Below are 24,321 nucleotides of genomic sequence, written 5' to 3' on the forward strand. Positions count from 1 at the left end.
TCGGGCGCGGAGCGAACCGGGAGTCATACCCGCACAGCGGTTGCTGTGTATTCGCTCACGAGGCGACGCGACCTTCTCACCGTGTGTCCGGCCCAACACCGGGCGCATGCACGACACACATGGTGGCCCACTGAGTTTCGCCACAAGCGCACCGGCGGCCACCCTGCCCCAACACTTCTCGACCGACGCGAGTCGGTCCCCTTCGATAGTCCAGATATTCGTACGCTTCGGCAACGACACTGGTCAGGAGGGTGCGGGACAGGGTGGCCGCGCTAGACGACGTCGGTGGTGCGCGTCACCTCGTAGCCGAGAAGTCGCTCGGCCTCTTCGATGCCGCCCTGCAGGTCGCCGACAGCATTCATTTTGGACAGGTCCAGCCCGATCGCGACCAGGGTCAGGGCGATCTCGGAGGACAGTCCAGTAATGATCACGCTCGCGCCCATGAGACCGGACGCGTCGACGGTCTGGACCAGGTGATTGGCGACCGTGGAGTCGATGGTCGGGACACCGGTGATGTCGATGACGACCACCTTGGCGCGATTGCCGCGAATGGCGCTGAGTAGCTGTTCGGTGAGCTGGCGGGCGCGCTGGCCGTCGAGCACGCCGATGATCGGCAGGATCAGCAGTTGCTCGCGCACCTGCAGCACCGGCGTGGACAGCTCCCGAATGGCCTCCTGCTGCTGGCGGATGATGCGCTCGCGCTCCTCGACGAAGCTGACGCCCACGGTATTGGCAATCCGGTTGGCGGCGGGCTCGTAGGCGTCGAGAATCCGGTTCAGCAAATCGAAGTCGGATTGGTATTTCTCGAAAAGGCTGCGGGCGAGAACGTCTCGCAGGAGCAGCACGATACCGAGCACCTCATCGGTTTCCACGCCGCGGGGGATGATGCGCTCGGAGAGATTGCGCGCATAGTTTTGCAGCGCTTCCACGCTACCGGTTTCCAGCACCTCGACATAGTTGTCGTAGACGGTGGTGGCTTCGGAGAATATCTCCTCGGAGGACATGGCCGTCAGCAGCCGGGCGTCGGTGATCCGCCGCGCCCACTTCTCCCGCAGTGCCGTGCGGTTCTGCCGCAGATGCTGGACCAATTCGGGTAGTAGCGCCGTACCGGGCCGCAGGCCCGCTGTGCCGTCGGGATCGGGGACGGCCTCGGAGTTGTTCGGGCGGACGGGAGTTCCGGCAGTCATTACCTATGCCCTTTCCAATCACGGCAACCGCTAGTTATCGAAACCAATTGCCGCGACGGTTTATCGCCAGGAGATCCACCGTCCGCTTTTTCGACCCGGTGATCTCGAACCGAGCAAACCGTACTGCGATTTCACCGTCCACACCACATGTGCGAGCAAACTCGCGCGATTCGCGCCGAAATCCCCGCCGCCCAGAGCGGGCAAACCACACGGTACGGGAGCTTTTGAACGCGGCGTCAGGTGGACGACGCGGGTGGGACGCGCACAACCGGGTGAACGGTCTGCCGAATATGGTTCAGCGCCCTACTGATTACCGGAGGGCGGGTGGAGGAGGAAGGCTCGTTCGAGGAGGGTGGCGAGGGCGGCTCGGTCGTCGTCGTCGAGTTTGTTCAGGCCCTCGTGGGTGGTGTGCATTTTCGCGCGGATCGCGTCGGTGATCCGTTCGCCCTCGGGGGTGATGACCAGGGTGGTGACGCGGCGGTCGGAGGGGCTGGTTTCGCGGCGGACGAGGCCGCGCTTCTCGAGGCGGTTGATGATGCCGGTGATATTGGAGGCGTCGCAGGCCATGGTGTCGGCGAGGGCGCGCATGGCGAGGGGACCGCGGCGCAGGACGGTCAGTGCCTTGCCTTGGCTCGCGGTGAGGTTTTCGCTGGCGGCCGCGAGGGTGAAGTCGCCGTAGAAGACGCCGAGCGAGAGCGAGAGCAACTCCATGAGCCGGGCGGTGTCGACGGGAGCTGCTGGCATGAGAACCACCCTATCGGCAGATGCTTGACTATCTCAAGTATCTGCCGCTAGCGTCGGATTGCTTGAAGTTCTCAACCATCGACATTGGCAAGTAACTGCGAGGAGCATTCCGTGACCGTCACCGCTTCCGACACGTCCCGCGCGGCCCGACTGCTGTCACGGCCGATCACGGTCAATGGGCTGACGGTCCCGAATCGCATCGTCATGGCTCCGATGACCCGAATGTTCTCTCCCGGCGGCGTTCCCGGTGACGATGTGCGGTCCTACTACGCGCGTCGCGCGGCCGCGGGTGTCGGCTTGATCGTCACCGAGGGCACCTATGTCGGCCACGAGTCGGCCGGGCAGAGCGACCGGGTGCCGCGGTTCCACGGTGAGGAGCAGTTGGCGGGCTGGGCCAAGGTCGCCGCGGACGTGCACGCCGCGGGCGGCACCATCGTGCCGCAGCTGTGGCACATCGGCATGGTCCGCAATCCCGGCGAGGCGCCCTTCCCCGACGCCCCGCCCGTCGGCCCCTCGGGCATTCGCGTGGACGGCACCGAAGGCCGAGGCAAGGCGATGACCCGAGGCGATCTCGACGATGTCATCGGCGCGTTCGCCGACGCCGCCGCGGCCGCCGAGCGCATCGGCTTCGACGGCGTCGAATTGCACGGCGCGCACGGCTATCTGCTCGACCAGTTCCTCTGGGAGCGCACCAACCGCCGAACCGATTCCTACGGTGGCGATTCCGTGGCCCGGACCCGGTTCGCGGCCGAGATCGTGGCCGCGGTCCGGGCGGTCGTCTCGCCCGATTTCCCGGTGATCTTCCGCTACTCGCAGTGGAAGCAGGAGGCCTACAGCGCGCGCCTGGCCGAGACGCCGCAGGAGTTGGAGGCGATCCTGGCCCCGCTCGCCGCGGCCGGTGTGGACGCTTTTCACGCCTCCACCCGCCGCTATTGGCTGCCGGAGTTCGAGGGCTCGGACCTGAACCTGGCCGGATGGACCAAGAAGCTCACCGGCACAACGACTATCAGCGTCGGCTCCGTCGGCCTCGACGGCGACTTCCTGCGTGCCTTCAGCGGGGAGGGCGCCGCCCTCGGCAGCCTCGACAACCTCCTCGATCGCCTCGAACGCGATGAATTCGATCTGGTCGCCGTCGGCCGCGCCCTGCTCCAGGATCCGGAGTGGGCGGCCAAGGTTCTCGACGGACGCATCGACGAGCTGAAGCCGTATGACGCCGCGGCGCTGAAGACCTTGAGCTAGCGCCGCGGGTCGTCCGGTGACACATCGGACGATCCGCGCATCGGTTCTCGTCATTGTGCACAGCCCCGGTGCCCGGAATCTTTGTTGTTTGCCGATGGTCTGCGACGCGGGGGCTCACTAGCTTCGTATCGGCTGCCCGGAGAAATTCCGGCGCTACCGCGACGAGCCATGTGGGCCGTCCCGTTCGAGAGGACCAATCACCGTGGAGATTTCGGGCTCCGCCGCCATTGTCACCGGAGGTGCGTCCGGGCTGGGTGCGGCTACCGCCAAGCGCTTCGCCGACGCGGGCGCGACCGTCTTCGGCCTGGATCTGGCCCAGTCGATCGAGCGTGCGGGTGACAGCGTCCCCGCCGGTGTCACCCTCATCCCGACCGATGTCACCAGCGGTGACGAGGTGGCCGCCGCGGTCGCCACCGTCGTGGAATCCGGTGTGCCGCTGCGCATTGTCGTCAACTGCGCCGGTGTGGGCTGGGCGGGACGCATCCTGTCCAAGAACGGCCCGCACGATCTGGAGCTGTTCCGCATTGTCCTGACGGTCAATCTGCTGGGCACGTTCAATGTGATGCGCCTGGCCGCCGACGCCATCGCCAAGACCGATCCGGTCGACGAGTTCGGTTCGCGCGGCGTCATCATCAACACCGCCTCGGTCGCGGCGTTCGAGGGTCAGATCGGGCAGATCGCCTACTCGGCGTCCAAGGGCGGCGTCTCGGCGATGACGCTTCCCGCCGCACGTGACCTGGCGCAGTTCGGAATTCGCGTGAACACCATCGCTCCGGGAACCGTCGACACCCCGATGCTCGCCCATGTCACCCCGGAGGTCCGCAAGGGTCTCGAATCCGGAATCCCATTCCCCTCGCGTCTGGGTCGCCCGGACGAGTACGCGCAGCTGGCGCAGTACATCACCGAGCACGACTACCTCAACGGCGAGACCGTCCGGATGGACGGTGCCCTCCGTATGGCTCCGCGCTGATCGCGTTCGGCAGCATGACGGTGGGTCGGCCGTCGGTGTGGAACGACGTTGTTTGACCTGTTGGGGGCTGGTTTCGCCTAGGGTGGTGCGGGTGAGTGCTGCCGCGTCGCGAACGATTGCTTTGCCGCACTGCCGGGTGAGTTACGCCGAGTACGGTGCGGAAGACGGAATGCCGGTGCTGTATTGCCACGGTGTGCCCGGAACACATTTGGAGGGTGAGGCTTTCGATGAAGCCGGGGCCGCCGCCGGGGTGCGGGTGGTGGCGGTGGATCGGCCGGGGATGGCGGAGTCGTCGCTACCGGCGGGGGAGCGGGTGGCCGATTGGGTCGACACCGTTGTCGAGCTGGCGGATCGGTTGGGGTTCGAGCGGTTCGGTGTCATCGGGGTCAGCGGTGGCGGGCCGTACGCGCTGGCCATCGCGGCGCGGCTGCCGGAGCGGGTGACGGGGGTCGCCGTGGTGTCCGCGCCCGCACCTGCCGGTGAGCAGGCCGATGCCGCCGAGTTGGATCCGGTGGCCCGTAAACGGCGGCGCGGGCTGAATGTGTTGCGGCGCATACCGTTTCTGGTGCATCCCATGGCCATGGAAATGTCGATGGTGATCCGCAGACAGCGGGGCGTGGCGGGACTGGTCGCCCAGATGGCGAGCGTGGACCGCGAACGCGTCGAGGGCGATGCCGAGCTGACCGCCAAACTCGAGGAGAACCTGCGCCGCAGTTTCGAGCAGGGCAGTCGCGGTTTCGCCACCGACATCCGCCTGGTCTTCACCCGAGACTGGGGCTTCGCCCTCACGGATGTGACGGTGCCCGTGCAGGTTTGGCACGGCGACGCCGACGGCAATGTCCCCGCCGACGATGCCCACCGCCTCGCCGCGGCGCTCCCGCACGGCCGCCTGCATATTGTGCCGGGAGCCGGGCATCTCCTGTTCGTCGACCGCCCCGCCGACATCCTCGCCTCGATGGGCGGCGAGCAGTCCTGACCACGACCCCGGGAGCGACGAAATGGCAGGTGCCCCCATGCGTTTGGTGATCCTGGGACCCAATGGCTCGGGCAAGGGCACCCAGGCGAAGCTGCTGAAGGACGAGCTCGGCATCCCGCACATCTCGACCGGCGAACTGCTACGCGCGGCCGCGCGCGACGGCACCGCCCTGGGCCGCGAGGCCGCACCCATGGTCGAATCCGGCGGGCTCGTGCCCGACGACCTCGTGCTGAAGATGCTCGATGAACGACTGGCCGCGCCCGACGCGGCACAGGGTTTCATCCTCGACGGCTACCCCCGCACCCTCTCCCAGGCCGAAGCCCTCGACGAACTGCTCACCGACCGCCCCCTGGATCGAGTGATCGAACTGGACGTGGCCGACGAGGTCATCCTCCAACGCTGCGCCGCCCGATTCGCAATCGAACACCGCCGCGACGACGACCCCGAGGTGGTTCGATCGCGACTGGCGTTGTACCGCACCAACATTCCGCCGATCATCGCCCGCTACCGACAGCGCGGCATCGTGGCCACGATCGACGGCACCGGCGAGATCGAGGAGATCTTCCAGCGCATTCGCGCGGCGCTATCGAAGTAATTGCGGCTCAGGCTGTTTCGCGGGCCGTGGCCAGAATGGCGGCAATGGCCGGATCGGTCGCCGCCACCTCGTCGAGTGCGGCACTGAGCGTTTCGTTGTAGGTCGCGCTCGCCTCCTGATACCGCCTGCGACCCGCGTCGGTGATCACCGTGTACACCCCGCGCTTGTCATCCGGGCACAGATCCCGATACGTGAACTCCGCCGAGTTCAACCGACCGACCAGCCGCGTGACCGAACTCTGATTGAGCCCGAGCTTGTCGGCCAACTCCTGCATCCGCAGCTCATCGTTCTCGGCCTGATCCAGAAAGCTCAACGCCCGATACTCCGACAGCCCCAGCCCGTGCCGCCGCTGCAGCGCGGTCGACAGTCGGTTCTCCACATGCGCGTGCAACAGCAGCATCCGGTTCCACACTGTCGAGTCCGTGCCGACTTTCCCTGCGCTGACCTGCGATGGCATCGATCACTCCTCGAACTGATGATTCGGTCTTGACACAAGTTTACTTGTACATGCATGCTTTTCAACGTCCGAAGTACTTGCACATACATACAACTACTGGGGAGATCGATACCCATGGCTTGGGTCTACCTGCTCATCGCATCCGTCTTCGAGGTCGTCTTCGCCCTGGCAACCAATGCCACCCACGGCTTCACCGTCCTCGGTCCGTCGCTGCTGACCGCCGCGGCGGCCGCGGGCGGCATCTTCTTCCTGAGCCTGGCGCTGAAGTCTCTCGATGTCGGTGTCGGCTACACGGTGTGGACCGGCATCGGCTCGGTCGGCACCGTGGTGTTCGGCTCGGTCGTCTTCCACGAGGCCATGACGCCCGCGAAGGTGCTGGCCTTCATTCTCATCATCGGGGGAGTGCTCGGCCTGAAGATCGCCGACAAGCTCACCGGCGCACGGACCGCCTGAAATCCCTTCCATCCGAAACTGTTTCGAGGAGCATCGTCATGTCCTGGATCTACCTGCTGATCGCCGCGGTCTTCGAAATCGCCTTCGCGCTGGGCACCAATGCCACCAAAGGCTTCACTCGGCTGTGGCCGTCGGTGTTCACCCTGCTGGCCGCCGCGGGCGGAATCTTCACGCTGAGTCTGGCCCTGCGCACCCTGGATGTCGGTGTCGGGTACACGATTTGGACCGGCATCGGCTCGATCGGCACCGTCGTGCTGGGCGCGCTGATCTACAAGGAGAAGATCACCGCCCCGAAGATCGTCGCCTTCGCCTCGATCATTGCCGGGGCGCTGGTGCTGCGCCTTGCCGCCGGAGCCTGAACCAGCCGCCGGAGCCTGAACCGCGGGAGGGACGCTTCTCGGGAGCGTCCCTCCGGTAACGGTCGAGCGGTTGATTCATGCCGCATTCATCTGTAGCAGTACAGTCTTTACCTTCGCGTCAGAGTCGGGCCGGAAGTCGGACACGATGCGATGCCACCGTTTTGGCGATCTTCGCTGGAACGGGAGTACGTGTTGTCACCTTTGAATCGCCGCAGCTTTCTCGGCGCCTCTGCTGCTGCGGCGGCCGGTGTGGCCGCCTCGGGTTCGTTGCCACCCACGAACGCGAGTGCCGCCACCGGCACGATCGCGGATGTCAAACACGTCGTGATCCTCATGCAGGAAAACCGTTCGTTCGACCACTATTTCGGCACCCTCAAGGGCGTGCGCGGCTTCGGCGACAAGGCCACGATCCTGCTGTCGGGCGGCAACAGCGTCTTCAACCAGCCCAATGGCACTGGGCGGCAATACCCTTGGGCGCTGAGCGGCAAGGGCGGTTCGGCCGCCCAGACCGCCGCCCAATGCGACGGCGACCTCCCGCACGCCTGGGCCGATCAGCACGGAGCCTGGAACAACGGGCATCTCGACGCCTGGGTGTCGGCCAAGGGCAGCGTGCGCACCATGGGTTACCTAGGGCGCAGCGATATTCCGTTTCACTATGCGCTGGCCGACAACTGGACCATCAACGACGCCTATCACTGCTCGGTGCTCAGCGCCACCGGCCCCAACCGCACCTACCACTGGAGCGGCATGATCGACCCGGCCGGGACCGCAGGAGGACCGGCCAATGATGGCGGTGACGAGTCGGGCCTGCGCTGGCAGACCTATGCCGAGGCGCTGCAGACCGCGGGCGTGAGCTGGAAGGTGTACCAGAACGCCGCCGACAACTACGGCGACAACGCCCTCGCCTACTTCACCCAGTTCACGAACGCCGCACCCGGCAGTCCGCTGGCGGTCAACGGCATGGGCTCGGTGCCCGCGACCACCGGCAAGACCCCGGATGACATTGTGGCCGCGCTGAAGTCGGATGTGGTCGGCGGCAAGCTGCCGCAGGTGTCGTGGATCGTGCCCGATCAGGGCTCGTCCGAACACCCCGACGCCCCGCCGAACGATGGCGCGCACTTCATCCACAATGTGATCAACGCGCTCAACGCCGATCCGAACGTCTTCAACTCGACGGTCCTGATCCTCAACTACGACGAGAACGACGGACTGTTCGACCACGTGCCGCCGCCGGTGCCGCCCGCCGGGACCGCCGACGAATTCATCAATGGCGTCCCCATCGGCCTGGGCTTCCGGGTGCCGTTGATCATCATCTCGCCGTGGACGCGCGGCGGTTGGGTGAGTTCGGAAGTGTCGGACCACACTTCGGTGCTGCGCTTTCTGGAGACCTGGACCGCCGCCCTCGGCAAGAAGGCCGTCTGCCCCAATATCAGCGCCTGGCGGCGTCAGGTGTGCGGCGACCTGACCGGCATGTTCAATTTCGCGTCCCCGGTGAACGGACTGCCGACGCTGCCGGACACCAGTGCCGTGATCGGACCGGCCACCTGCTCGGCCCAAACCAATCCGAAGCCGACCTCGAATGCGTTGCCCGCCCCCGAATCCGGCACCCGGCAGGCACGGGCGCTGCCGTATCAGCCCAACGCCTATCTTGACCACTACACCTTCGGCACCAACGGCGAGGCCCGCGCCTGGATCAATTTCGCCAATGTCGGCGGACCCGCGACGCGTGCGGTGCATTTCTCGACCTACGCCAATGCCTTTCGCGGTGGCGGGCCGTGGCAGTACACGATCGGCGCGGGCGGCACCGCCAGCGACTTCTACGAGGTGGGCACCGGCTACGGCAATGGTGCCTACGACCTGACCGTGGTGGGCCCCAATCGATTCCTGCGCCGCTTCCAGGGCAATGTGACCACCGCGGGCAAGACGGTCGGCGTCTCGACCTCGTATTCGAACGCGCCCAATACCGGCAAGCTCGCGATCTGGTTCGCCATGACGAACTCGGGCACCTCCTCGGTCACCTTCACCATCAAGGCCAACCAGTACCGCACCGACGGGCCCTGGACGTATGCGGTGGCGGCGGGCAAGACCGTCAGCGACTACTTCAACGCCATTGCCTACAACAACGGCTGGTACGACTTCACCGTCACGGTCAGCTCGGATTCGGCCTGGTCACAACGGTTTACCGGACACCTCGAGACGGGCGCGGCCAGCGTCAGCGGCTAGCCGCCGATCGCCCGGACAACTCACAGCGAAGAGAAAGCACTACCTGGTGGAACCGTCGGACACGAACGAACTCGGGCGCAATGCCTCGACCGAGACGCCATTCATCGAAAAGCCCCGCCTGAATCTGGGGAGGCACCTGCCGCGCGCCATGGCCGTCACCGCGCTGCTGACGCTCACGGTCGCGGCCGTGGTCGCGGTGGAATCGCGGGGCGACGACAAGGTGGGCAATGTCAAGGCGTCCTCGTCGACCACGGAAGACACGACGACGCAATTGGATTCGACCACGCAGGTGAGCGAGGTCGCCGATGTGTCGGAGACGCCGAGCGATGTGCCGGTGCCCGAGGATACCGCCGGTGACGGCGCGAACCAGGCCACCGATGACGGCTCGGGCGGGACGACCGCGACCGATACGCCGGTCACGACCACCGACACTCCGGTGACGACGACGGACACCCCGGTGACCACGACCACCGATACGTCCACCTCCAGCGCGCCGAGCGTGTCGATCAGCGTGAACGCCAGCGCGAATCTTGGAATGCCGACCGATTCCTACAGTGTGGCAACGACTTCGGAGACACCCGTTACGACCACGACGGATCCGGCTGCAGCGAACACGATCACGGTGACCGTCACGCCGAGCACCACCGACACCACGCCGACCACGACTCCGACGAGCACGACGACGGTTCCGCCGGTCACCACGACGACACCGGTCACGACCACCACGCCGATGATCACGACCACGCCGGTCACCACGACGCCGTCGACGACCACCCCACCGTCCACGACGACCCCGGTCACCACCACCGTCACGCCGACCCCGGTGACGACCGTGCCGAAGACGACGACGCCAGTCACGACGAGCCCTCGCTGCAATACGCCTGTCGCACCGGCGAATAAGCCGCTGTCCAAGCCCGAGCAGATGAGCTTCCCCGCCACCGCCCCGCAGCAGCCGGTGACGACGACCACGGCCGCGCCGAAGCCCGCACCGCCCAAGCCCGCCACGCCGAAGCCGACTACCGCCCAGCCCACCACACAGCCGAAGCCGACTACACAGCCGAAGCCGACGACCGCCAAGCCGCCGGTGACGACCGCGCCCGCGACCACCTCGGCGGTCAAGCCGTGCGGGTAGACGCTCGCCTCGTACTGGCGATTTCGATTGCCGCGGTGTCGGTTTCGGTCGCGGGCTGCGGTACCGTCGACCGGACCCCCGATCCCGCACCGCCCGGTGCCGGTGGCCCGGTCCCGGCGATTCGGCTCGACGCGGTCGAGCACAAGCTCGACCAGCTCCGGGACTGGTCCCAGGCCAGCTCCTCCAAATACGGCATTCCATTGCGCGCACTCCAGGCGTACGGATACGCGACCGTCGTCATGGCCAAGGCGCAACCGAACTGCCATCTCGGCTGGACCACCTTGGCCGGAATCGCCCGCGTGGAAAGCAATCACGCGCGGTTCGGCGGCGCGACCATCGCCGCCGACGGGTCGGTGCGACCCGTGATCCGCGGCGTCGCACTCAATGGCACGGGCGGCAATGGGGTGATCGTCGATCCGGGTGCCAGCGCGAGCACCGGACACACGGTGTACGCCCGGGCGATGGGGCCGTTCCAGTTCATTCCGGACACCTGGAAACGGTGGGGTGTTCGTGCCGACGCCGACTACAACGCCCTCGCCGAGGCCCTCGAGAACGCCAAACCCGCTGCCAGTACCGCGCTTTCGGGAAGCCCGGACAATATCGACGATGCGGCCCTGGCCGCCGCGCGCTATCTATGTGCCTCGGGCGGCGATCTGGCCACGGCCCACGGCTGGCGTCAGGCGATCTTGGCCTACAACCACTCCGGTGTCTACGTCGATCAGGTCCGCAGCGCGGCAACCGGATACGACGCCTGAGCACCGTGGCCGGTGGGTCGCGGTGGCCGGGAATTTACTCGCGGGAAAGGTCGTGGTGACGCCGGGTTCAGACCGGCCGTGTGTGCTCGAAGCATGACGACGCTGAAGGTTGTGTGGCACAACGCGATTGCCGTCGGGGTCACGCTGCTCGCGGCGGCCGCCCTGTTCCTATCGGGTACGCCGGTCGCGCAGCACCCGGCTCCCGGGGCGGTCGCCCAGATGCACCTGGTGGCCGGGTCGATTCCGCAGCGGGCCTGGACCACCCTGGATCTGATCGATCAGGGCAAGTGGCCCCCGGCCGATTGCCCGGGCACCCACGGCGGCACCGTCTGGCGCAACCGCGACGGCCAATTGCCCAGCGGCGTCCGCTATTTGGAGTGGGACGTCAACTGCAAGATCCCCGGCCAGTCCCGCGACGCGGAGCGCATTGTCACCGGTGACGACGGCTCGGCGTGGTACACCGACGACCACTACGCCACCTTCACCCGAATGCGCTGACCGCTACCCCGAATTCGCGGTGCACTCCGAGTGCACGACCTGCGGTCCCGGCTGCCCGGCGCTCATCGACACCAGGTCCGGCGGCCCGAACGCGCCCATGGCCGCGCCCTCGGCATCGCCCTGGGTGCGGCCGACACCGCCCATCAGCGTGTCGTTCTTGACGGCGATGGAGCCGCAGCCATCGACGAAACGCGCCAGCACCTGGCAATGGTCGGTTTCGCAGAATGACAGGGCCGCCGCATCCGCCTCACCCCAGTCGGGATAGTTGACGCCCCACATGGCGGCCACCTGATCGCCGAGAATCTCCCCGGCCATCGACCCGTAGTAGTGGCCGTCCGGTCCCGCTTCCGCGGCCGCGACACCGGTCCCGCAGGTCACGACCGCGACGGCGGCGACGATCGACATGCCGAAAGCCTCGAATGATCTGCTCATGAGCCTTCTCCCTGTGGCGAGATTGCAGCACCTGAACGATCCGGACATTCCCTCAGGCACGGTACCGCGCACTCGTTCCACAGGTCCCGACAATCCGGACAATCGAGCTGTGACCGGCTCTTTGCTAATGGTGATCCACCAATGCGAACACCGTCGACAGAATTGCCCGCCCATCCGCCGACGAATAGTCCCGAGCGGTAATGCGAGCGACCGGGGTGCGGGTGTCCGCCGCGGTCGTGACCGTCGTCCTCAGATGCCTGACCTGGGGCGCGAGCAGAATGCCATCCACCTCGGAATCGACATGACCGTGCAACTCTCCCAATCCGGCCGCGTGAATGGTGACCTGCACCCCGCGCTCCTGCCCGGCATGCTGAATGGCGTCCATCACCGCCACCGTGGCCGGTTCGTGTGTTTCGTGCTGATTGTCGGAATCGACAAGGAGAATATTCATAGCGCACAACCCTTCTCGCAGAATCCCGGGTGAAAGATTGAGGAGCGCGCATGCTTCGCAACAGGTTTCGGCGAAGTGCGCCAAAGTCGCCCTCTCAGAATAACTCCCGCACCGCGTCCCGGGGAGAGGCGATTCAGGGCTGAGCGGTCATGTGATCGGTGATGGCGGCAATGAAATCGGGCAGGTCGGCGGGGGTGCGCGAGGTGATCAGCGTCCAGCCCTGCTGATCGTCGTGCACGACCGGCGCATCGAGCCAGGAGGCTCCCGCATTGAGCAGATCGGTGCGCAGCGACGGATAGGAGGTCAGGGTCTTCCCGGTAACCACCGCGGCGTCGATCAGCAGCCAGGGCCCGTGGCAGATCGCCGCGATCGGAATACCCGCGGCAGTCAGCGAGCGGGCGAGTTGCCTTGCGCTGTCATCGATTCGGAGTTTGTCGGCATTGACGGTACCGCCGGGGAGCACCAACAGGTCGTAATCATCGGGATGCGTCGTCGAGAGCGGCATCGGGCCGCACGATCTCGGCGGGCTCCAGGTCATGGCGGAAGGTGTGCACCCCGTCCTTCTCCGGTGCCGCATGCGTGACCAGCGCCCCGCGCGCCCGCAACTGTTCCCGCGGAACCATCAACTCATCATGCTCAACTCCAGTATTGGAGGTGAGTATCAGCACGCGCACACCCTCGAGTTCTGCCGACATACCAACTCCTTTCATCATCCCCTCGCCGTACCCGCCCCCGCGCCCCCGAACCCTCACGGCTCCACATCGGGCTCCTCCGCCGCGAGATACCGAGCAACCGATTCATCATCAAGATCATCCCCATACCCAACTTCCCCCACCGGCTCCCACTCATCCGCCGCCTCGGCCCCCTCTTCCAGGGGATCCGCGTCGAGCGCATCCTCATCGAGCTGCTCGGCCGTCGGAGGTGGTTCGTCCGCCCAGTCGATCTCGTCATCACCGTTCATACCCACCGCATTAACCCCGATGGTGTCTTTTACGCCCGGCATTCTCGGTGGGCGCGCCACACCGACGCGCATCTGCCGAACAGGACCGGTCTCGTGGTCTACGGTTGTGCCCGTCATACCTCTCGTTCGGTCTTCTTTCGCATCCATCGATTTCTGCTCGTCGACATCCGAAGGGCGTTCATGGCAATCGATTTGACTCAATTGGAACTGTTGTCGGAATTGGAGCCGGTTGTCGGTGAAAACCTGGACCGACACCTGGCCACGGTCAGGGACTGGAACCCCCACGACTACGTGCCCTGGGACGAGGGCCGCAATTTCGAAGCGATGGGTGGTATCGACTGGTCACCCGAGCAGTCGCGACTGTCCGAGGTGGCCAAGGTCGCGATGATCACCAATCTGCTCACCGAGGACAACCTGCCATCCTATCACCGCACGATCGCCGAGAACTTTTCCCAGGACGGCGCGTGGGGCACGTGGGTGGGGCGCTGGACCGCCGAGGAGAACCGCCACGCCATCGCCATGCGCGACTACCTCGTGGTGACCCGCGGTGTCGACCCGGTCGCCTTGGAGAACGACCGCATGGTGCACATGACCCGGGGCGTGCATGCGCCGCACGAGTTCGGCGGGGTGCTCGATCAGGTCGCCTATGTGACGTTCCAGGAACTCGGGACGCGGGTCAGCCATCGCAGTACCGGACGGGTCTGCGGCGATCCGATCGCCGATCGCATGCTCGCCCGCATCGCCACCGACGAGAACCTGCACATGATCTTCTACCGCAATATCACCGCCGCCGCCTACGATCTCGCCCCCGATCAGACCATGGAATCGGTGACCAAGATCGTGCAGAATTTCGCGATGCCCGGACACGGCATGCCGAACTGGCGCCGCAACGGCGTGCTGATGGTCAAGCACGGAATCTACGATCTGCGTCAACATCTCGACGAGGTATTGATGCCGGTGCTGAGGTTCTGGAATGTGTTCGGCCGCACCGACTTCACGGCTCGCGGTGAGAACAGTCGCGAGGAACTCGCCACCTACCTCGAGAAATTGGGACGTGATGTAGCCCGTTTCGAGGAACAGCGAGCCCGCCTGCTCGAGCGCGAGGCCGCCCGCACCGGCACGGCCGCCGCCATCGGCTAGCGCGGACCGGCCGCATCGAATGGCCCGTGATCGTCCAGTCCAGCAGGGGCGGTGGCGGGCGGGCGGTTAGGCTGGCGGGATGCACGCGCTCGGAATCGATATTGGTGGCACGGGCATCAAGGCGGCTCCCGTCGATGTGGCGGTCGGGACGCTGTTGGCCGAACGGAAGCGGATCGAGACGCCGCATCCGGCGGGACCGGATGCGGTGGCGGAGGTCGTTCGCGAGTTGGTCGCGGCCTTCGATTGGTCGGGTCCGATCGGCGTGACCTTTCCCGGTGTGGTCGTGGGCGGTGAGACCCGCACCGCGGCCAACCTCGATGCCGCGTGGATCGGCATGAACGCGCGGGAGTTGCTGGGCCGGGCGGTCGGGCAGCCGGTTCGGGTGCTCAACGACGCGGATGCGGCGGGCATCGCCGAGGTGACCTTCGGGGCGGGGAAGGGAGTCACCGGGACCGTGCTCATGCTCACCTTCGGCACCGGGATCGGCAGCGCCCTGTTCACCGACGGAAAACTGGTGGCCAACACCGAGTTCGGGCATATCCACCTGCACGGCCACGACGCCGAAACACGGGTGTCCGAACAGGCACGCGAACTGCACGACCTGAGCTGGGGCAAATGGGCGGGCCGAGTCCAGGACTACCTGCGCTACATGGAAGCCCTGCTGTCGCCGGAGCTGATCATTATCGGCGGCGGGGTCAGCAAGAAGGCCGACAAGTTCGTTCCCTTGCTCGAGGGCATCCGGGCGACGATCGTTCCCGCCACCCTCCGCAACGACGCCGGAATCGTCGGCGCCGCCATGGCCACAACACCCGCGTACGCCACCGAATGACGCCCGCGTACGCCACCGAATAGCGAGGGACTCCGCGCGGGTGCGCGATTGAGCCATTCGGATGGCACCGGTGAGTCATTCAGACTGAAACATCGCTGCGTCAACGGTAGGGTGACCAGCTGGAATCCGAGAGTTGTCGGGTTCGGTACTCGCTCTATTGGGAGATTCATGAAGTACACGAAGTTCGTGGCCACCGCGTTTATTGCCGTCGCGGCCACCGGGGTTGCCGCCGGGACCAGCTATGCCGCGCCCGCGGATCCGGCTCCGGCCGTGCAGGAGCAGGCCGCGCCGCAGGTGAAGGGTAGTCAGCAGGGCGTCGACTATGTGGTGCAGCTGGCGCAGGACGGCGGCAGCATCATTACGCAGGTGACCGGTGGGCGGATCACCGTGAACGCGGCGACCAAGTCGATGGAGGTGCGCAATGATGATGGCGCGCTGGTCACCAAGCTGAACTTGTCGAGCGTGATCGATGGGAAGAATGTCGATCTGGCGGCCGCGGTGGACAATGACGGGCGGGAGGTCACGCTGACGCCGATCAACGCACCGATCACGAATGTGAAGGACATCAGCTCGCAGGAGTGGTTCTTCTCCGAGTTGCAGCATGCGGCGCTGGGTGGCGTGATCGGCGCGATCGTCGGTGCGCTGTTCTTCGGTATCGGGCTGCCGTTCGGTGCGCTCATCGGTCTGCTGATCGCCGGTGGGCAGCCGCTCATCGATTCGGGCTCGGCGTACTTCAGTGGGCAGCCCTGAAAACGCTGATTCTGGGCGGGACCCGGGAAGCCCGGGAACTGGCCGACATCGCTTCCGGCGAGCGGGGATTCGAGATCGTGTCCTCGCTCGCCGGGCGCGTACGCGAACCCGTGCTGCCAGTCGGTGAGGTTCGCGTGGGGGGATTCGGGGGAGTCGACGGGCTGCGGGAGTGGCTGGCGGAGAACGGGATTCAGGTCGTCGTGGATGCCACACACCCGTTCGCCGGGGGGATCACCGCTAACGCGGCTGCCGCGGCGGCCGCTCTGGGGCTACCGGTGTTGCATGTGCGGCGGCCCGGGTGGGCCGAGCAGGCGGGGGATAGCTGGATTCGGGTGCCGGATCTGACTGCCGCGGCGAAGGCGCTCGAGGGACTGGGGGATCGGGTCTTCCTGACCATTGGCCGTCAAGGCGTGGCCGCGTTCGCGGATTCGGACGCCTGGTTTCTCATACGCGCCATCGATCCGCCCGAGGGGCCGGTGCCCGAGCGGCGCGAATTGCTTTTGGCGCGAGGACCTTTCAGCGTCGAGGAGGAAACCGCACTGCTGACCGAGCGGCGCATCGATGTCATGGTCACCAAGGACAGCGGGGGAGCACTGACCGAGGCCAAGCTCACCGCCGCCAGGACACTCGGTATCCCGGTTGTCATGATCGACCGTCCTGCCCTGCCCGCAGGCGCGGAGCAGGTGGAAACCGTGCAGGCCGCTTGGGATTGGTTGCGCTCGCAGCGCTGACTACGCGTTGCCGACGCCGTGACGATCACCGGTCGAGGTAGGCGACGATGCCGCCGATCAATGCCTCCAGGGCGTCGTCGAGGTCGCCGTAGGTGCCGAGGGTGCGTTCGGAGGTGATGCCGCGCATGGCGGCGGGGATGAGGGCGGCGACCTTGCGGACCTTGACCGGGTCGAGGTTCAGATCGGCGAAGGCGCGTTGACAGGCGTTGTCCCAGTTGGGTTTCCAGGAGGCGAGTTCGGCGGCGGTGCGGGGGTATTCGCGTTCGAGTTCGGCGTGATCGCGGGGCAGGGCCGCGCGCAGGGTTTCGATGGCCAGGGACTCGGGTTGACGCAGGCCCGCGGCCATGGCGTGGACGAGGGTGGAAACCCGCTGCGCCAGTGTGCCTTCGCGTGCGATGGCGGCGGGCAGGTCGCCGCGTTTGTCGGCGGTGTGGCGCAGCACCGCGGCCCACAGGCCATCGATATCGCCGAATTGGTATTTGATCACGCCCCAGGTCGCGCCGATATCGCGGGCGATTCGATTGCCCGAGACCGCGGCCGGGTCACCGGTGGCGAGCGAGGCGATGGCCGCCTCGAGCATGCTCTCCCGGGATTGGATGCCGCGTCGATTCGCGCGTCGAGCTCCCGCCGCCACCTCTGTCACGAAGCCAGATTGTAGCCCTCGACCTGCGAGATCAAGTTTCATAGAGGGCTCTTGTATTTTGTGTCGGCGGCTTCTACGGTGATTCTCACCGCGCTGCCCGGAGGATCGAGATGGCGAAACCACCGCTGCCCATGCGGCCGACAGGCTGGTTCCAAGTGGCCTGGAGCGCCGAGATCGGTGTGGGGGCCGTGCACACCATGACGTACTTCGGGCGCGAAATGGTCGCGTGGCGAACGGCTTTGGGGCAGATCGCGGTATTCGATGCCTACTGTGAGCATTTGGGGGCGCACCTCGGCTACGGCGGGCACGTCGAGGGCGAGAATCTGGTGTGCCCGTTCCACGGGTGGGAGTGGAATCGGGAGGGGCGCAATGTGTGCATCCCCTACGAGAGCCACCCGAACAAGGGCCGCCGCATTCGCAGTTATCCGGTGGTCGAGCGCAATGAGGCGGTGTGGATCTGGTTCGACATCGACGGCCGCCCACCGTATTTCGAGGTTCCCGACCTCTTCGCGGCCTTCGGTGACGGTAAGACCGCGGACGACTACTATCCTCCGGTCCCGGCGGCAACCCTGTACCGGCCGGGACTCGAACTGCACCCGCAATATGTGCTGGAGAACGGAGTCGACTTCGCGCACTTCAAATTCGTGCACAAGACGCCGTTCGTGCCGGAATTCACCCGCCACGACTTCTCCGGGCCCGTCTCGTATGTCGACTTCACCATCGCCTTCGACGCCGGGGTGACCCAGGACGACGTGCACAGCGGCGTCGAATCGATCAACGCCGGGCTGGGCTGCTCGATCACCAAGAGCTGGGGGATGGTCGACAACCGCACCATGCCCGCGGTGACACCGGTGGACGAGTACACCTGCGATGTTCGCTTCACCGTGTGGATCGGCCGCAAACGCGGCGAGGACGGGCCGGAGATCACGCCGTACGGAAAGGCGATGGCCGACTACGTGATCGGCCAGTTCGAGGCCGACATCGCGATCTGGTCGCACCAGCGGTATTCGGACCCACCTGCCTTGTCGCGCAAGGAATTCGAGGGATTCACCTCCTTGCGGGCTTGGGCGCGACAGTTCTACCCCGAGGCGGCCGACGCCGCGCCGGAACCTCCACACGACGGCATCGATCGAAGGGCCCGTACCCGATGAACTCCGCAGACAAGATCCGCGTCTTCCAGGTCGCGACCGGCAATGTCGGCAGCGAGATGATCGGCCGCATCCGCAATCATCCCGACCTGGAACTTGTTGGGCTGCACTGCTACTCGCCGGACAAGATCGGCCGCGACGCCGGTGAGATCGCCGGGATCGACCCGATCGGAGTGGTCGCGACCGGGTCCGTGGACGAGATCATCGCCGCCCGGCCCGACGTGCTGACCTTCCACGGCGTATTCCCCGACGAGGACCTCTACGAGAAGGTCCTCGAGGCCGGGATCGATGTGGTCACCACGGCGGATTGGATCACCGGCTTCCATCGCGACACCAACCATCCGCACCCGTCCGGGCGCAAGGTCAGCGAGATCATCCAATCCGCTTGCGAGCGAGGCGGTTCCACCTTCTACGGCACCGGCATGAATCCTGGCCTGTGCCAGATCATGGGCATCGTGAACAGCGCCGATGTCGCCGATATCGAGAACGTCACCGTCATCGAATCGGTGGATGTCTCCTGCCACCACTCCGTCGACACCTGGAAGGCGGTCGGCTACGGCCGCCCGGTCGACGATCCGACCATCCCGGATTCACTGCACAGGTACACCGCGGTCTTCGCCGACGCCGTCTACCTGATGGCCGACGCCTTCGGCCTCGAACTCGACGAGGTCGCCTTCCGCTACGAACTCGGCGCGTGCACCAAGGACATCGACCTCGGCTGGTACGCCCTGCCCAAGGGCTCGCTCGGGGCCAACTACATCAAATACCAAGGGATGGTCGACGGCGTGCCGCGCATCGAATCCCACCTCGAATGGCAGATGACCCCGCACACCGAGCCGTCGTGGAACATCAAGGGCTGCTACATCACTCGCATCACCGGCGACCCCACCATCTACAGCAAGCATATGATCCTGCCGCCCAAGGGCTTCGACATGACCGACCCCGAGAACTTCGCCTCCCTCGGCATGACGGTCACCGGCCTGCCCGCCCTCAATGCGATCAAATCCGTTGTCGCAGCCCGCCCCGGCATCATTACCAGCGCCGACCTGCCGCTGCGAGCCTTCGCGGGCAGATTCCGGCGTTGAGCTATCAGGCTGACGACAGTCGATCGCGGAAGGCGTCGGCACTGGCGGCTTCGATGAGCCCGTCCACAGCGGCCAGGGACGACCACCGGTCGCAGTACGTCAGGCCGGGGTAGCGGTCCGACGATGCGACGAACGCCTCTCGCTCCGGCGACCAGCGCACCTGGATCGAGGCCAGCAGATCCGGTGAGCGTTCGACGTCCTGCATCGGGACAGCACCTCCTCAGCCATGAGACAGCGTGTCTTTCAGATCGTTGTCCTGGTGCACCGCAAGCGGTTTCACGGCCGCGTCGTCAGCGGTATGCGGCGCTCCTGGCGGGCCTGGTTCGCGGTAGATGGGGGTTGCGGGCCCGAGGGTGTCGAGGGTCCGGTGATCTGGGCGTCGCCGGATCGGCGGGCATCGCCGGTGGCATCACGGATTTCCACCAGGGCCGGACGTTGCCTTCGAGGAGGTACACGACGGGCTCGGTCGGTTCACGGTCCGTGTCTGCGGGCGGGGCGTAGTCGGTATCGAGGATTGCGGTTGTCATGGGTGTGTCCGATTCGGGTGTGCGAGCGTCGGGGCCGGGTGGGCCCGCACGCTGTCGTCGGGCGGGCTCACCCGCGCTGGAACCGCGCCGCGTCAGGCGTTGATGGCCTGACGCTGCCCGTCGTGGCGGGCGATCTCGATCTTGCGCGGCTTGGCCTGTTCGGCGATCGGGATGGTCAGGCGCAGGACTCCGTCGCTGTAGTCGGCGCGGATCTGTTCGGTGTCGAGGTTCTCGCCGAGGAACAGCTGGCGGCTGAATTCGCCGCGGGTGCGTTCGGCGGCGATCATCGACCGATTCTGGTCCAGCTGCGGGCGGGAGGCTCGCACGGTGATCACATTGCGTTCGACGTCCAGGTCGAGGGAATCCGGATCGATGCCGGGCAGGTCGAATTCCACGAAGAACTGGTCTCCGTCGCGCCAGGCGTCCATCGGCATCACCACCGGACGCGCCGGTGTGCCGAACACCTGCTGAGTCAAACGATCCAAGTCACGGAAGGGATCGGTGCGCATCAGCATGGTCGCCACCTCCAACTCACTCCATTCTCGTTTGAAGGGAACTCAGATAACCTATGTCATCTGACAGAGATATTATTTAGCACTCGAGCCATGAGAGTGCAAGGCTCGACGACAGATAATCTGAGGTGGGTGATTATGAGCAGCGAACCGAGCCATCTGCCGTCCTCGACGCAGGCCGTGTACACGATCTCGGTGGCCGCCGAACTGGCCGGAGTCGGAGTTCAGACACTGCGGCTCTACGAGCAGCACGGACTCATTACCCCCACCCGCAGCGCGGGCGGCACCCGTCGCTACAGCGGCGACGACCTCCATCGGGTCGCGCGCATTACCGCGCTGGTCGCGCAGGGCGTCAACCTCGCCGGGATCCGGCGCATCCTCGAGCTCGAGGATGCCAATGCGATACTGCGCGAATCCAATTCGGAACTCAGCGCGCGACGCGAGCGCGAGCGCGGTCGGCGCTGAGGCACGATGCGGGTGAGCGTCGAACGGATCCCGGTGTGGGGGCCGGTTTCAGGACAGGCGGCTGGTGCGATCCAGGAGTTCGGGCAGGCGGTCGAACCATTCGAGCACGGCGCGCTCGTAGCGGATGCCGAAATCGAGGGTGGCGCGCTCGAACGGGGACATGCGCTGCTCGTCCTGGCCGGACAGGTAGCCCGAGAGTCGCTGTTCGTGGACCGTGCGGTTGGCCGCGACAATGCGTTCCAGCCGGGCCGGGTCCACGAATTCGCCGAAGGACAGCGTGAGCAGCAGGGGGACGCGGATGGTTTCCGCGCCCGGATCGCGGGCGATCCACTCCGCGAACGCTTCTCGGCCGTCCTCGGTGATCCGATACGGGGTGCGGTCGCGGGCACCGGACTCGCCCTTCTCGACGAGTCCGAGTTGATGCATGGTGGCCAGCTCCCGGTAGACCTGGCTCTGGGTGATGGTCCAGAAGTCGCCGATGCGCTCCTGTGCCATCGCCACCAGATCCCATCCGGACATTTCGCCCTGATGGAGGAAGCCGAGTAGGGACGCGGCCGTCGAGTTGAGCGGGCGTCGAGCTTTGTCTTCTGGCACCACCACTCCTTCCAGCTACGTTCTACAGTGGAATATTAGTCGCCGTAGCGACGCGAGGTGAACACCCGGGGGCCACCGGCCGCGTCGAACACCGTGGTCGTGGACGCGCCGACGATCAACAGGGTTCGCATGTCCACCTCCGCCGGATCCAGGTCGGCGAGCGAGACCACCCGCACCGACTCGGTCGGACCGCCGACGTCGCGGCCGATCACCACCGGCGTCTCCGGCTTGCGATGCTCGAGCACCAGCTCCCGCATGGCCGCCACCTGCCATTGGCGCTGCGAGGACGCCGGGTTGTAGACGGCGAAGGCCATATCCGCCGACGCCACCGCCGAAATCCGTTGCGCCACCGTCTCCCACGGCTTCAGCCGATCCGACAGCGAGATCATGGCGAAATCGTGCCCCAGCGGCGCACCCATTCGACTGGCCACCGCACTGGCCGCCGTCACCCCCGGCAACACCCGCACCGGCACGTCCCGCCACTGCGGATCCGCCGACTCCTCGATCACCGCCGCCGCCATGGCGAACACCCCGGGATCCCCCGACGACACCACAACCACCTTGGCCCCCGCCTTGGCCATATCCAAAGCCATTGCGGCCCGCTCGGATTCAACCCGATTGTCACTCGCATGCCGCCGCTGCCCCGGCCGCACGAGCACCCGGTTCACGTAGGTCGCATACCCGACGATATCGGTAGCCTCCGCCAGCGCCTGCGCGACCTCTGGCGTGGTCCACCCCTCCGCGCCCGGACCAAGCCCGACTACGACGACTTCGCCCACTCGGTCCCGCCGCGACGCGCCCGGTGGCGTAGAAGCGCCGAGCGCCACGCCCGGAGCGGTGGCAAAGCTTGTGCTGGACTGGTTCGGCTGCGCCGCAACAGTTTCCGCTGCCGACCCGGTGGTCGCACCGCCCGTGGCGGACGTGATGGCATCTCGTTGGCTCGCCGCGGCACTGTCGGCGGCCACCGCGCCGATTTCCGCGACCTGCTGTCGGGTTGTGGAATCGGCGTCGACGCCAGGGGATTCGTTGGTGGTCGAGGCCGGTTTCCACTCGCTCATCGCGGCGGCGTCGGTGGCCGCCGAGGTCAGGGGAATGCGCGTCGCTGGTTGCGGGCCTGGGACGATCGTAATGGCGAAGTACGGGACGCTGGCGTCGTCGACGTCGGCGGCGCGGAGGATGCGTTGTTTGGTGGAGCTGGCGCGTTCTACGTAGTAGGCGTCGTCGAGGCGGCCGGAGTCCGAAAGGGCTTGGCGGACACCGGGGAAGGTGCGGCCGAGCTTCATGATGGCGGCGGCGTCGGTTTCGCGGAGGCGGCGGGTGAGTTCCTCGGTGGGCATGGTGCCGGGGAGTACGGTCAGGACCTGTTCGCCTTCGACCAGAGGGGTGCCCAGGGCGGCGGAGGCGGCGCTGACCGAGGTGACGCCGGGGATGATCTCGGTGTCGAAGCGGTCGGCCAGGCGGCGATGCATGTGCATGAAGGAGCTGTAGAACAGCGGGTCACCGGCGGCGAGCAGCGCAACGGTGCGGCCCGCCGCGAGGTGGTCGGCCAGCAAAGCCGCTGCGCGCTCGTAGAATTCGTCGATCGCGCCCTGGTAGCCGCCGGGGTGGTCGGTGGTCTCGGTGGTCACGGGGTAGACCAGGTGCTCTTCGAGCTGGCCCTCACGCATGTACGGCGCGGCGATCGCGCGCGAGATGCTGCGGCCGTGGCGGGCGCTATGGAAGGCGATGACATCGGCCTCGGCGATCACGCGCGCGGCCTTGACCGTCACCAGTTCCGGATCGCCGGGGCCCAGACCCACGCCCCAGAGCTTGCTCATTCTTGTTCGCTCGCAATCGCATTGAGGGCGGCGGCGGTGATCGCGCTGCCGCCACGTCGGCCACGGACGGTCAGGAACTCGACGCCGCCGTACTCGGCGAGAGCCTGCTTGGATTCGGCGGCACCGATGAAGCCGACGGGAATCCCGAGCACCGCGGCCGGGCGGGGCGCGCCCGCGTCGAGCATGTCGAGCAGATGGAACAGCGCGGTCGGGGCATTGCCGATGGCCACCACCGCCCCGTCCAGGCGGTCACGCCAAAGTTCCAGGGCCGCAGCCGATCTGGTGTTGTCGATGCGCGCCGCCAGCTCGGCCACCCGCTCGTCGCGCAGCAGGCACAGCACCTCGTTGTCGGCGGGCAACCGCTTACGGGTCACCCCCGAGGCGACCATATTGGCGTCGCACAAGATCGGCGCACCGGCCCGCAACGCGGCTCGCGCCTTGGCCACCACATCGGTGCTGAACTCCACATCCTCCGCCAGATCCACCTGCCCGCAAGCGTGGATCATCCGCACCACCACCTGCGACACATCCGCGGGAAACCGAGCCAGATCGGCCTCGGCCCGAATGGTCGCGAACGAGCGCCGATAAATCTCGGCCCCGTCTTTGAGGTAGCTGGTACGCACGTCGGACATGCCGTCCACCCTAGAT

General features: G+C 66.4%; 32 protein-coding genes. 16 read left to right on the plus strand and 16 right to left on the minus strand.

The window, feature by feature from the left end; translation table 11 throughout:
* Nucleotides 1-272: 272 nt before the first annotated feature.
* Both VMT40_RS21710 and VMT40_RS21715 read right to left on the minus strand, forming a co-directional pair.
* A complete protein-coding gene (locus tag VMT40_RS21710) occupies nucleotides 273-1,187 on the minus strand; it encodes an STAS domain-containing protein (protein WP_326360403.1) in 915 nt (304 codons plus the stop codon).
* 303 nt (nucleotides 1,188-1,490) lie between these two features.
* Nucleotides 1,491-1,931, minus strand: a complete 441-nt coding sequence (locus tag VMT40_RS21715; RefSeq protein WP_326360405.1) for a MarR family winged helix-turn-helix transcriptional regulator — start codon at nucleotides 1,929-1,931, stop codon at nucleotides 1,491-1,493.
* 111 nt (nucleotides 1,932-2,042) lie between these two features.
* Here VMT40_RS21715 and VMT40_RS21720 point away from each other — a divergent pair, with 111 nt between their 5' ends.
* The 4 genes from VMT40_RS21720 to VMT40_RS21735 all read left to right on the plus strand — a co-directional run bounded on the left by VMT40_RS21720 (nucleotide 2,043) and on the right by VMT40_RS21735 (nucleotide 5,711).
* Nucleotides 2,043-3,170 carry an NADH:flavin oxidoreductase gene (locus tag VMT40_RS21720; protein WP_326360407.1) on the plus strand — a complete coding sequence of 376 codons (1,128 nt, stop codon included), beginning with the start codon at nucleotides 2,043-2,045 and terminating at the stop codon, nucleotides 3,168-3,170.
* 202 nt (nucleotides 3,171-3,372) lie between these two features.
* On the plus strand, nucleotides 3,373-4,140 hold the full coding sequence (locus tag VMT40_RS21725) for an SDR family NAD(P)-dependent oxidoreductase (RefSeq protein WP_326360409.1): 768 nt from the start codon (nucleotides 3,373-3,375) through the stop codon (nucleotides 4,138-4,140).
* A gap of 91 nt (nucleotides 4,141-4,231) precedes the next feature.
* Nucleotides 4,232-5,116: an alpha/beta fold hydrolase gene (locus tag VMT40_RS21730; protein ID WP_326360410.1), complete on the plus strand. Its 885-nt coding sequence runs from the start codon at nucleotides 4,232-4,234 to the stop codon at nucleotides 5,114-5,116.
* A gap of 37 nt (nucleotides 5,117-5,153) precedes the next feature.
* A complete protein-coding gene (locus tag VMT40_RS21735) occupies nucleotides 5,154-5,711 on the plus strand; it encodes an adenylate kinase (RefSeq protein WP_326360412.1) in 558 nt (185 codons plus the stop codon).
* 7 nt (nucleotides 5,712-5,718) lie between these two features.
* Here VMT40_RS21735 and VMT40_RS21740 read toward each other — a convergent pair whose 3' ends face one another.
* Nucleotides 5,719-6,168: a MarR family winged helix-turn-helix transcriptional regulator gene (locus VMT40_RS21740; protein ID WP_326360414.1), complete on the minus strand. Its 450-nt coding sequence runs from the start codon at nucleotides 6,166-6,168 to the stop codon at nucleotides 5,719-5,721.
* 114 nt (nucleotides 6,169-6,282) lie between these two features.
* Here VMT40_RS21740 and VMT40_RS21745 point away from each other — a divergent pair, with 114 nt between their 5' ends.
* The 3 genes from VMT40_RS21745 (at nucleotide 6,283) to VMT40_RS21755 (ending at nucleotide 9,203) form a co-directional block, all read left to right on the plus strand.
* Nucleotides 6,283-6,621: a DMT family transporter gene (locus tag VMT40_RS21745; RefSeq protein ID WP_326360415.1), complete on the plus strand. Its 339-nt coding sequence runs from the start codon at nucleotides 6,283-6,285 to the stop codon at nucleotides 6,619-6,621.
* 38 nt (nucleotides 6,622-6,659) lie between these two features.
* Entirely contained in the window at nucleotides 6,660-6,980 is a 321-nt protein-coding gene (locus VMT40_RS21750) for a DMT family transporter (protein ID WP_326360417.1), read from the plus strand.
* Nucleotides 6,981-7,172: 192 nt separating this feature from the next.
* The gene (locus VMT40_RS21755) at nucleotides 7,173-9,203 is read left to right on the plus strand and encodes a phosphocholine-specific phospholipase C (protein ID WP_326360419.1); all 2,031 of its coding nucleotides are present in this window, start codon (nucleotides 7,173-7,175) and stop codon (nucleotides 9,201-9,203) included.
* Nucleotides 9,204-9,242: 39 nt separating this feature from the next.
* On the opposite strand, the gene VMT40_RS21760 is transcribed toward VMT40_RS21755, so the two are convergent.
* Nucleotides 9,243-9,674, minus strand: a complete 432-nt coding sequence (locus VMT40_RS21760; protein WP_326360421.1) for a hypothetical protein — start codon at nucleotides 9,672-9,674, stop codon at nucleotides 9,243-9,245.
* A 78-nt stretch (nucleotides 9,675-9,752) separates the two neighbouring features.
* Nucleotides 9,753-10,322, minus strand: coding sequence for a hypothetical protein (locus VMT40_RS21765; RefSeq protein ID WP_326360423.1), 570 nt, complete (start codon nucleotides 10,320-10,322; stop codon nucleotides 9,753-9,755).
* Between the two features lie 3 nt (nucleotides 10,323-10,325).
* Here VMT40_RS21765 and VMT40_RS21770 point away from each other — a divergent pair, with 3 nt between their 5' ends.
* Together VMT40_RS21770 and VMT40_RS21775 are read left to right on the plus strand one after the other, a co-directional pair.
* Nucleotides 10,326-11,090 carry a lytic transglycosylase domain-containing protein gene (locus VMT40_RS21770; protein ID WP_326360425.1) on the plus strand — a complete coding sequence of 255 codons (765 nt, stop codon included), beginning with the start codon at nucleotides 10,326-10,328 and terminating at the stop codon, nucleotides 11,088-11,090.
* A 93-nt stretch (nucleotides 11,091-11,183) separates the two neighbouring features.
* Nucleotides 11,184-11,588: a ribonuclease domain-containing protein gene (locus tag VMT40_RS21775; protein WP_326360427.1), complete on the plus strand. Its 405-nt coding sequence runs from the start codon at nucleotides 11,184-11,186 to the stop codon at nucleotides 11,586-11,588.
* A 3-nt stretch (nucleotides 11,589-11,591) separates the two neighbouring features.
* Here VMT40_RS21775 and VMT40_RS21780 read toward each other — a convergent pair whose 3' ends face one another.
* The 5 genes from VMT40_RS21780 to VMT40_RS21800 form a co-directional block, all read right to left on the minus strand.
* The gene (locus VMT40_RS21780) at nucleotides 11,592-12,020 is read right to left on the minus strand and encodes a DUF4189 domain-containing protein (RefSeq protein WP_326360428.1); all 429 of its coding nucleotides are present in this window, start codon (nucleotides 12,018-12,020) and stop codon (nucleotides 11,592-11,594) included.
* A 124-nt stretch (nucleotides 12,021-12,144) separates the two neighbouring features.
* A complete protein-coding gene (locus tag VMT40_RS21785; protein WP_326360429.1) occupies nucleotides 12,145-12,471 on the minus strand; it encodes a PTS sugar transporter subunit IIB in 327 nt (108 codons plus the stop codon).
* 133 nt (nucleotides 12,472-12,604) lie between these two features.
* On the minus strand, nucleotides 12,605-12,976 hold the full coding sequence (locus tag VMT40_RS21790; RefSeq protein ID WP_326360430.1) for a DJ-1/PfpI family protein: 372 nt from the start codon (nucleotides 12,974-12,976) through the stop codon (nucleotides 12,605-12,607).
* On the minus strand, nucleotides 12,948-13,166 hold the full coding sequence (locus tag VMT40_RS21795) for a hypothetical protein (protein ID WP_326360431.1): 219 nt from the start codon (nucleotides 13,164-13,166) through the stop codon (nucleotides 12,948-12,950). The genes VMT40_RS21790 and VMT40_RS21795 overlap by 29 nt, the downstream gene beginning before the upstream one ends.
* 53 nt (nucleotides 13,167-13,219) lie before the next feature.
* The gene (locus tag VMT40_RS21800) at nucleotides 13,220-13,579 is read right to left on the minus strand and encodes a hypothetical protein (RefSeq protein ID WP_326360432.1); all 360 of its coding nucleotides are present in this window, start codon (nucleotides 13,577-13,579) and stop codon (nucleotides 13,220-13,222) included.
* Nucleotides 13,580-13,612: 33 nt separating this feature from the next.
* Here VMT40_RS21800 and VMT40_RS21805 point away from each other — a divergent pair, with 33 nt between their 5' ends.
* The 4 genes from VMT40_RS21805 to VMT40_RS21820 all read left to right on the plus strand — a co-directional run bounded on the left by VMT40_RS21805 (nucleotide 13,613) and on the right by VMT40_RS21820 (nucleotide 16,882).
* Entirely contained in the window at nucleotides 13,613-14,572 is a 960-nt protein-coding gene (locus VMT40_RS21805; RefSeq protein WP_326360433.1) for an acyl-ACP desaturase, read from the plus strand.
* Nucleotides 14,573-14,651: 79 nt separating this feature from the next.
* Entirely contained in the window at nucleotides 14,652-15,401 is a 750-nt protein-coding gene (ppgK, locus tag VMT40_RS21810) for a polyphosphate--glucose phosphotransferase (protein ID WP_326360434.1), read from the plus strand.
* Nucleotides 15,402-15,569: 168 nt separating this feature from the next.
* Nucleotides 15,570-16,151 carry a hypothetical protein gene (locus VMT40_RS21815; protein ID WP_326360435.1) on the plus strand — a complete coding sequence of 194 codons (582 nt, stop codon included), beginning with the start codon at nucleotides 15,570-15,572 and terminating at the stop codon, nucleotides 16,149-16,151.
* Nucleotides 16,148-16,882, plus strand: coding sequence for a cobalt-precorrin-6A reductase (locus VMT40_RS21820; RefSeq protein WP_326361716.1), 735 nt, complete (start codon nucleotides 16,148-16,150; stop codon nucleotides 16,880-16,882). The genes VMT40_RS21815 and VMT40_RS21820 overlap by 4 nt, the downstream gene beginning before the upstream one ends.
* A 25-nt stretch (nucleotides 16,883-16,907) precedes the next feature.
* Here VMT40_RS21820 and VMT40_RS21825 read toward each other — a convergent pair whose 3' ends face one another.
* Nucleotides 16,908-17,516, minus strand: a complete 609-nt coding sequence (locus VMT40_RS21825) for a TetR/AcrR family transcriptional regulator (protein WP_442790051.1) — start codon at nucleotides 17,514-17,516, stop codon at nucleotides 16,908-16,910.
* A 119-nt stretch (nucleotides 17,517-17,635) separates the two neighbouring features.
* Here VMT40_RS21825 and VMT40_RS21830 point away from each other — a divergent pair, with 119 nt between their 5' ends.
* Both VMT40_RS21830 and VMT40_RS21835 read left to right on the plus strand, forming a co-directional pair.
* Nucleotides 17,636-18,676, plus strand: a complete 1,041-nt coding sequence (locus VMT40_RS21830) for a Rieske 2Fe-2S domain-containing protein (protein ID WP_326360436.1) — start codon at nucleotides 17,636-17,638, stop codon at nucleotides 18,674-18,676.
* Nucleotides 18,673-19,758: an NAD(P)H-dependent amine dehydrogenase family protein gene (locus VMT40_RS21835; protein ID WP_326360437.1), complete on the plus strand. Its 1,086-nt coding sequence runs from the start codon at nucleotides 18,673-18,675 to the stop codon at nucleotides 19,756-19,758. The genes VMT40_RS21830 and VMT40_RS21835 overlap by 4 nt, the downstream gene beginning before the upstream one ends.
* Before the next feature lie 4 nt (nucleotides 19,759-19,762).
* Here the strand turns inward: VMT40_RS21835 and VMT40_RS21840 are convergent, their stop codons facing one another.
* Nucleotides 19,763-19,963: a hypothetical protein gene (locus VMT40_RS21840; protein ID WP_326360438.1), complete on the minus strand. Its 201-nt coding sequence runs from the start codon at nucleotides 19,961-19,963 to the stop codon at nucleotides 19,763-19,765.
* A gap of 414 nt (nucleotides 19,964-20,377) precedes the next feature.
* Complete coding sequence (locus VMT40_RS21845) at nucleotides 20,378-20,800, minus strand: Hsp20/alpha crystallin family protein (protein ID WP_326360439.1); 423 nt, start codon at nucleotides 20,798-20,800, stop codon at nucleotides 20,378-20,380.
* A 135-nt stretch (nucleotides 20,801-20,935) separates the two neighbouring features.
* On the opposite strand from VMT40_RS21845, the gene VMT40_RS21850 reads away from it, so the two are divergent.
* Nucleotides 20,936-21,262 carry a MerR family transcriptional regulator gene (locus VMT40_RS21850; protein ID WP_326360440.1) on the plus strand — a complete coding sequence of 109 codons (327 nt, stop codon included), beginning with the start codon at nucleotides 20,936-20,938 and terminating at the stop codon, nucleotides 21,260-21,262.
* A gap of 48 nt (nucleotides 21,263-21,310) precedes the next feature.
* On the opposite strand, the gene VMT40_RS21855 is transcribed toward VMT40_RS21850, so the two are convergent.
* From VMT40_RS21855 to VMT40_RS21865, 3 genes are read right to left on the minus strand one after another with little or no spacing between them, the layout of a single operon-like run.
* Nucleotides 21,311-21,859: a PadR family transcriptional regulator gene (locus VMT40_RS21855; protein WP_326360441.1), complete on the minus strand. Its 549-nt coding sequence runs from the start codon at nucleotides 21,857-21,859 to the stop codon at nucleotides 21,311-21,313.
* A 32-nt stretch (nucleotides 21,860-21,891) separates the two neighbouring features.
* Nucleotides 21,892-23,673: a precorrin-3B C(17)-methyltransferase gene (gene cobJ, locus VMT40_RS21860; RefSeq protein ID WP_326360443.1), complete on the minus strand. Its 1,782-nt coding sequence runs from the start codon at nucleotides 23,671-23,673 to the stop codon at nucleotides 21,892-21,894.
* The gene (locus VMT40_RS21865) at nucleotides 23,670-24,305 is read right to left on the minus strand and encodes a precorrin-8X methylmutase (RefSeq protein ID WP_326360445.1); all 636 of its coding nucleotides are present in this window, start codon (nucleotides 24,303-24,305) and stop codon (nucleotides 23,670-23,672) included. The genes cobJ and VMT40_RS21865 overlap by 4 nt, the downstream gene beginning before the upstream one ends.
* Nucleotides 24,306-24,321 lie beyond the last annotated feature (16 nt).

It is taken from the genome of Nocardia sp. CDC160 (assembly GCF_035818795.1).
Classification (GTDB): domain Bacteria; phylum Actinomycetota; class Actinomycetes; order Mycobacteriales; family Mycobacteriaceae; genus Nocardia.

Excerpts from the sequence above, each read along its gene's own strand:
- VMT40_RS21710 (WP_326360403.1), bottom strand. The coding sequence starts at position 1,187 with ATGACTGCCGGAACTCCCGTCCGCCCGAACAACTCCGAGGCCGTCCCC.
- VMT40_RS21715 (WP_326360405.1), bottom strand. The coding sequence starts at position 1,931 with ATGCCAGCAGCTCCCGTCGACACCGCCCGGCTCATGGAGTTGCTCTCG.
- VMT40_RS21735 (WP_326360412.1), top strand. The coding sequence starts at position 5,154 with ATGCGTTTGGTGATCCTGGGACCCAATGGCTCGGGCAAGGGCACCCAG.
- VMT40_RS21740 (WP_326360414.1), bottom strand. The coding sequence starts at position 6,168 with ATGCCATCGCAGGTCAGCGCAGGGAAAGTCGGCACGGACTCGACAGTG.
- VMT40_RS21745 (WP_326360415.1), top strand. The coding sequence starts at position 6,283 with ATGGCTTGGGTCTACCTGCTCATCGCATCCGTCTTCGAGGTCGTCTTC.
- VMT40_RS21750 (WP_326360417.1), top strand. The coding sequence starts at position 6,660 with ATGTCCTGGATCTACCTGCTGATCGCCGCGGTCTTCGAAATCGCCTTC.
- VMT40_RS21775 (WP_326360427.1), top strand. The coding sequence starts at position 11,184 with ATGACGACGCTGAAGGTTGTGTGGCACAACGCGATTGCCGTCGGGGTC.
- VMT40_RS21780 (WP_326360428.1), bottom strand. The coding sequence starts at position 12,020 with ATGAGCAGATCATTCGAGGCTTTCGGCATGTCGATCGTCGCCGCCGTC.
- VMT40_RS21785 (WP_326360429.1), bottom strand. The coding sequence starts at position 12,471 with ATGAATATTCTCCTTGTCGATTCCGACAATCAGCACGAAACACACGAA.
- VMT40_RS21790 (WP_326360430.1), bottom strand. The coding sequence starts at position 12,976 with ATGCCGCTCTCGACGACGCATCCCGATGATTACGACCTGTTGGTGCTC.
- VMT40_RS21795 (WP_326360431.1), bottom strand. The coding sequence starts at position 13,166 with ATGTCGGCAGAACTCGAGGGTGTGCGCGTGCTGATACTCACCTCCAAT.
- VMT40_RS21800 (WP_326360432.1), bottom strand. The coding sequence starts at position 13,579 with ATGGATGCGAAAGAAGACCGAACGAGAGGTATGACGGGCACAACCGTA.
- VMT40_RS21805 (WP_326360433.1), top strand. The coding sequence starts at position 13,613 with ATGGCAATCGATTTGACTCAATTGGAACTGTTGTCGGAATTGGAGCCG.
- ppgK (WP_326360434.1), top strand. The coding sequence starts at position 14,652 with ATGCACGCGCTCGGAATCGATATTGGTGGCACGGGCATCAAGGCGGCT.
- VMT40_RS21815 (WP_326360435.1), top strand. The coding sequence starts at position 15,570 with ATGAAGTACACGAAGTTCGTGGCCACCGCGTTTATTGCCGTCGCGGCC.
- VMT40_RS21830 (WP_326360436.1), top strand. The coding sequence starts at position 17,636 with ATGGCGAAACCACCGCTGCCCATGCGGCCGACAGGCTGGTTCCAAGTG.
- VMT40_RS21835 (WP_326360437.1), top strand. The coding sequence starts at position 18,673 with ATGAACTCCGCAGACAAGATCCGCGTCTTCCAGGTCGCGACCGGCAAT.
- VMT40_RS21840 (WP_326360438.1), bottom strand. The coding sequence starts at position 19,963 with ATGCAGGACGTCGAACGCTCACCGGATCTGCTGGCCTCGATCCAGGTG.
- VMT40_RS21845 (WP_326360439.1), bottom strand. The coding sequence starts at position 20,800 with ATGCTGATGCGCACCGATCCCTTCCGTGACTTGGATCGTTTGACTCAG.
- VMT40_RS21850 (WP_326360440.1), top strand. The coding sequence starts at position 20,936 with ATGAGCAGCGAACCGAGCCATCTGCCGTCCTCGACGCAGGCCGTGTAC.
- cobJ (WP_326360443.1), bottom strand. The coding sequence starts at position 23,673 with ATGAGCAAGCTCTGGGGCGTGGGTCTGGGCCCCGGCGATCCGGAACTG.
- VMT40_RS21865 (WP_326360445.1), bottom strand. The coding sequence starts at position 24,305 with ATGTCCGACGTGCGTACCAGCTACCTCAAAGACGGGGCCGAGATTTAT.